The following is a 4,724-nucleotide window of genomic DNA, read 5'->3' on the forward strand; positions in this document are numbered from 1 at the left end:
TCCCGCAAGACCAAAACCGGCTACAGCACCGATGCCGTGGTGCTGGAGCGCCTGGCGGGGGATCACCCGGTGGTGAACATCATCCTGCAGCATCGCACCCTCAGCAAACTGAAAGGCGCCTACGTGGATGCCCTGCCGGCCCTGGTGGAGCCCGCCACCGGGCGGGTGCATACGGATTTCAACCAGGCGGTCACCGCCACGGGGCGTCTCTCCAGCAGCAACCCCAACCTTCAGAACATTCCCATCCGCACGGCCTTCAGCCGTCAGGTGCGCCGGGCCTTTCTTCCCAAGCCTGGCTGGCAACTGATCAGCGCGGATTATTCCCAGATTGAACTGCGGATTCTGGCCCATCTCTGCGGGGAGCCCCTGCTGCTGGAGGCCTACAACCGGGGAGATGACGTCCATGGGCTCACCGCCCGGCTCCTGCTGGACAAGAAAGAGGTGAGCGCCGAAGAGCGCCGCCTGGGCAAAACCATCAACTTCGGGGTGATCTACGGCATGGGACCCCAGCGGTTTGCCCGGGCCGCCGGGGTGTCCAGGGGCGAGGCGCAGGAGTTTCTGGACCGCTACCACAACCGCTACCCGCGGGTGTTCGCGTTTCTGGAGTTGCAGGAGCGGTTGGCCCTCAGTCAGGGGTATGTGGAAACCCTGCTGGGGCGCCGGCGGCGGTTTCATTTTGCCCCCCAGGGGTTGGGGCGATACCGGGGTTGCGACCCCATGGCCATTGATCTGAACCAGGCCCGTCGTAGCGGCCTGGAAGCGCAGCAATTGCGCGCCGCCGCCAATGCCCCCATTCAAGGCTCCAGCGCCGACATCATCAAACTGGCCATGGTGCGGCTCCATGGTGCGCTGGAGCCTTTGTCCGCCCGGCTTCTGCTTCAGGTCCATGACGAACTGGTGCTGGAGGCGACGCCGGAGGTCTGTGCCCAGGTCATGGACTTGGTGCGCCACACCATGGAAACCGTTGTGGAGTTGCGGGCGCCCCTCCGGGTGGAGGCCCGTTCAGGGTCCAACTGGATGGAGGCCAAGTAGCCGGCCGGCTGGCCCCGTAACAGGCCAACCGGAGGATCGTGGCAGGAGAGGGATGACAGCCTGCCTTGACATAGCTGTCCAGGGATACAAGCCCTGCCCTTCAGGGCGGTGTCCATCCTCGGAAAACGTGCTACACTGGGGAGGCTGGCGCAAAAACCAAGCTCCGGCCCCAATCGACGCGGCGGGGCTCGCCGAGTCGTTAAACGCCTGTGGAGCTGCAGGTAAGACGGGTTCGCCCGCACTTGGCCATGAAGCAGGAACCCACCTGAAGGAGGAGGCAACCGCTGAATCCGAGAAGGAATCCCGTCCCTCTCAGGGCGGGGAGGATGTCAAGGCGACTCCATCCCCCTCCAATGGTTCTCAGGCTCCACAACACCCTCACCGACCGACAAGAGGTTTTTACCCCCCGCCATCCCCCTGCCGTCTCCATCTATTGCTGCGGGGTCACGGTGTACGACGCCTGCCATCTTGGCCATGCCCGCAGCTATATCGTCTGGGACGTGCTGCGCCGCTACTTGCGGTGGCAGGGCTTTGCAGTGCGGTTTATTCAGAACTTTACCGATATTGACGACAAGATCATCCAACGGGCCGAGGCGGAAGGCAGCAGCGTGGAGGTTGTCACCGAGCGGAACATTGCCGGCTTCTTTGCGGACATGGATTCCCTCAATATTCTGCGGGCCGACAACTATCCCCGGGCCACCCGTTGCCTGGGTCAGATTCAGGCCATGATTGCCCGGCTGGAGGCCAAGGGGGCCGCCTATTCCGCCGACGGCGACGTGTATTTTGCGGTAACAAAGGCCCGGCAGTACGGCAAGCTGAGCGGGCGGAATCTCCAGCAGCAGCAGGAAGGGGCCAGTGGTCGTCTGGCGGAGGAGGAAACGGACCGCAAGCGCCATCCTTTTGATTTTGCCCTGTGGAAACGGTCCCGATCCGACGAGCCCGGTTATCCGTCTCCATGGGGGGTGGGGCGGCCCGGGTGGCATATCGAGTGTTCCGCCATGATCCATCAGATGTTTGGGGACACCATTGATATGCATCTGGGGGGGGCGGACCTGGTTTTTCCCCACCACGAGAACGAAATCGCCCAGTCGGAAACGGCCACGGGTCGCCCCCTGGCCAACTTCTGGCTCCACAACGGCATGGTCAACGTGGACGCGGCCAAGATGTCCAAGTCCCTGGGGAACTTCACCACCATCCAGGCATTGCTGGACGAAGGGATCAGCCCCATGGCGCTGCGCCTGTTCGTGCTCCAGGCCCACTACCGCAAACCGCTGGACTTCACCCGGGAGGCCATGGCCGCCGCCGCCAGTGGCTGGGAGGGGTTGGAGATTGCCCTGCAAGTGGGGGAGCGCCACGGCGCCCAACTGGGCTGGCGTGATCCCCGGCAAAGCTGCCCGGACCAGCACGAAGCCTTTGCCAATGCTCTGGATGATGACCTGAACAGCTCCGGCGCCCTGGCGGTGTTGTTTGCCCTGGCCCGCCCCCTGCGGGCTTTGGCCCACCGCCTGCAGCGGGGTGGGGAGGCGACGGCCCAGGACCGTGAGATGGAGGGGACCTGGCGCAGCCTGGTGGAGTTGGCCGGGGTGCTGGGTCTTGAGGCTGTCGCCTCCCCAGAGGACGCCCCAGGCGCAGGGGACGCCGCCGTTGTTGCCGCCATTCAAGAGCGCCGCATTGCCCGGCAGAACCGGGATTTTGCCACGGCGGATCGCATCCGCAGCGAACTGCTTTCCCAGGGGATCACCCTCGTTGACCGTCCCGACGGCGCCACCCACTGGCTGCGGGCTTGAACCGGCGCGTCCCAACTCTCGCCCCCTTGCACCGAGGTGCGAGGGCTGCTAAGCTCATGGCAGTGCAATACCAGGCACACGTCGCCGCAGGGCTTGCGGAGACGCTAAACGACTGTGGAGCCGGAGGTAGGACGGGTTCGCCCGCCCCTGGCCGCGAAGCGGTAACCCACCTGAACCGGGCAAGGCGCGCCTTGCCCGGGAGAAGGAATCCTCGGGACGAGGTGGAAGTCAGGTTTCAGCTCACCGCCATCAACCCATCAACGGCAGCAGCCTCCCCCAACGCTGCTGAAGGCCTGGCAAAGAGTTGCAGTCGTTCCCGGAACAACTCTTTGTCTTTTTCCCCATGACATCCGACCCCGTGTTGTCGGCTGGTTCGCCAGCCGTCGGCTTTGCCGGCTTCGGCCTGCGCCCTGAGCTGCTCCAGGCCCTCGCCGCCAGTGGCTATCAGCAGCCCTCCCCGGTGCAGGCCCGGACCATCCCCCTGCTGCTGCAAGGCCGTGACCTGATTGGCCAGGCCCAGACGGGGACGGGCAAAACGGCGGCCTTTGCCCTCCCCTGTCTCCACGGCCTGGCGGCTGAGCAACGCTGTTGCCAGGTGCTGGTGCTGACGCCTACCCGGGAACTGGCCCTGCAGGTGGCCAAGTCCTTCGCCCGCTATGGGGCGCAACTGCCCCAGTTGCAGGTTCTACCCATTTATGGGGGCAGTGATTTCCGACCCCAGCTTCAGGGCCTGAGGCGGGGCGCCCAGGTGGTGGTGGGGACTCCCGGACGGATCATGGACCACATGCGGCAAGGCACCCTCAACCTGGACGGCTTGCGCGGCCTGGTGCTGGATGAGGCTGACGAGATGCTGCGCATGGGCTTTATCGACGACGTGACCTGGATCATGGAGCGGACGCCTCAGGAGCGTCAGTTGATGCTCTTCTCCGCCACCATGCCGCCGGAGGTGCGCCAACTCTCGGGGCGGTTTCTCCAGGATCCCGCCCAGGTCACCATTGCCGCCTCCAAGGCCGATACCCAGCGCATCCGCCAACAGTTGCTCATGGTCCATGCCAGCCAGAAGCTGCGGGCCCTGGTGCAGGTGCTGGACACGGAAGCCAGTGCGGCCACCATGGTGTTCGTGCGCACCAAGCAGGCCACGGTGGAAGTGGCCACCGCCCTGGACGGCCATGGCTACCACTGCGCGGCCCTCAACGGCGACGTGGCCCAAAGCCAGCGGGAGCAGGTGATTGAGCGGCTGCGGTCCGGCCGGGTGGACGTGGTGGTGGCCACGGACGTGGCGGCCCGGGGCATTGACGTGGAGCGCATCGCCATGGTGATCAACTACGACGTTCCCCTGGATGCGGAGGCCTATGTCCATCGCATCGGCCGCACCGGCCGGGCTGGGCGCCAGGGGCGGGCCCTGTTGCTGGCCACCCCCCGGGAGCGCCGTCTGGTGCAGGCCATTGAGCGGACCACCGGCCGGCAGCTTGAGGTGATGGAGTTCCCCGATGTCGATACGGTCAATCGGCGGCGGCGGCAGCGCTTCAAGGAGCGTGTCCTTGGGGCGCTGGACGGGGCGGACGTGCCCCTCTTCGAAAAGCTGGTGCAGGAGTTAAGCGCAGAGCAGGACCTGCCTGTGGAAAACATTGCCGCGGCCCTTGCCCAGCTTGTGCAGGGCGCCAAGCCGTTCGCGTGGTCCATGGAAGAGCCTGTGCTGGGACTGAACCCACGGCGCCAGTCCCGGCCCCTGGCGGCCCACATGGACCGCTATCGCATTGAGGTGGGCTGGAAACACCGGGTCAAGCCCGGCAACATTGTGGGCGCCCTGGCCAATCAGGCGGGCATCCGCGGCCAATCCATCGGCCGGATTCATATTTTTGACGAACACAGCACCGTGGATCTACCCAAGGATCTACCTGAAGG

3 protein-coding genes are annotated in these 4,724 nt (G+C 65.3%); all 3 read left to right on the top strand.

Annotated features, from left to right (window positions below; all coding sequences use genetic code 11):
* Positions 1 to 1,032, top strand: a 1,032-nt coding sequence (locus BG35_RS0106625) for a DNA polymerase (protein ID WP_025782215.1), incomplete at its 5' end; no start/stop codon positions are given.
* Between the two features lie 353 nt (positions 1,033 to 1,385).
* Positions 1,386 to 2,819 (top strand): cysteine--tRNA ligase, encoded by a 1,434-nt coding sequence (gene cysS, locus BG35_RS0106630; protein WP_025782216.1) that lies wholly within the window; start codon positions 1,386 to 1,388, stop codon positions 2,817 to 2,819.
* A gap of 343 nt (positions 2,820 to 3,162) precedes the next feature.
* A partial coding sequence (locus BG35_RS0106635; protein ID WP_034417580.1) for a DEAD/DEAH box helicase occupies positions 3,163 to 4,724 on the top strand: 1,562 nt, incomplete at its 3' end.

The organism is Candidatus Synechococcus spongiarum SH4 (assembly GCF_000586015.1).
Taxonomy (GTDB): Bacteria; Cyanobacteriota; Cyanobacteriia; order PCC-6307; family Cyanobiaceae; genus Synechococcus_B; species Synechococcus_B spongiarum_F.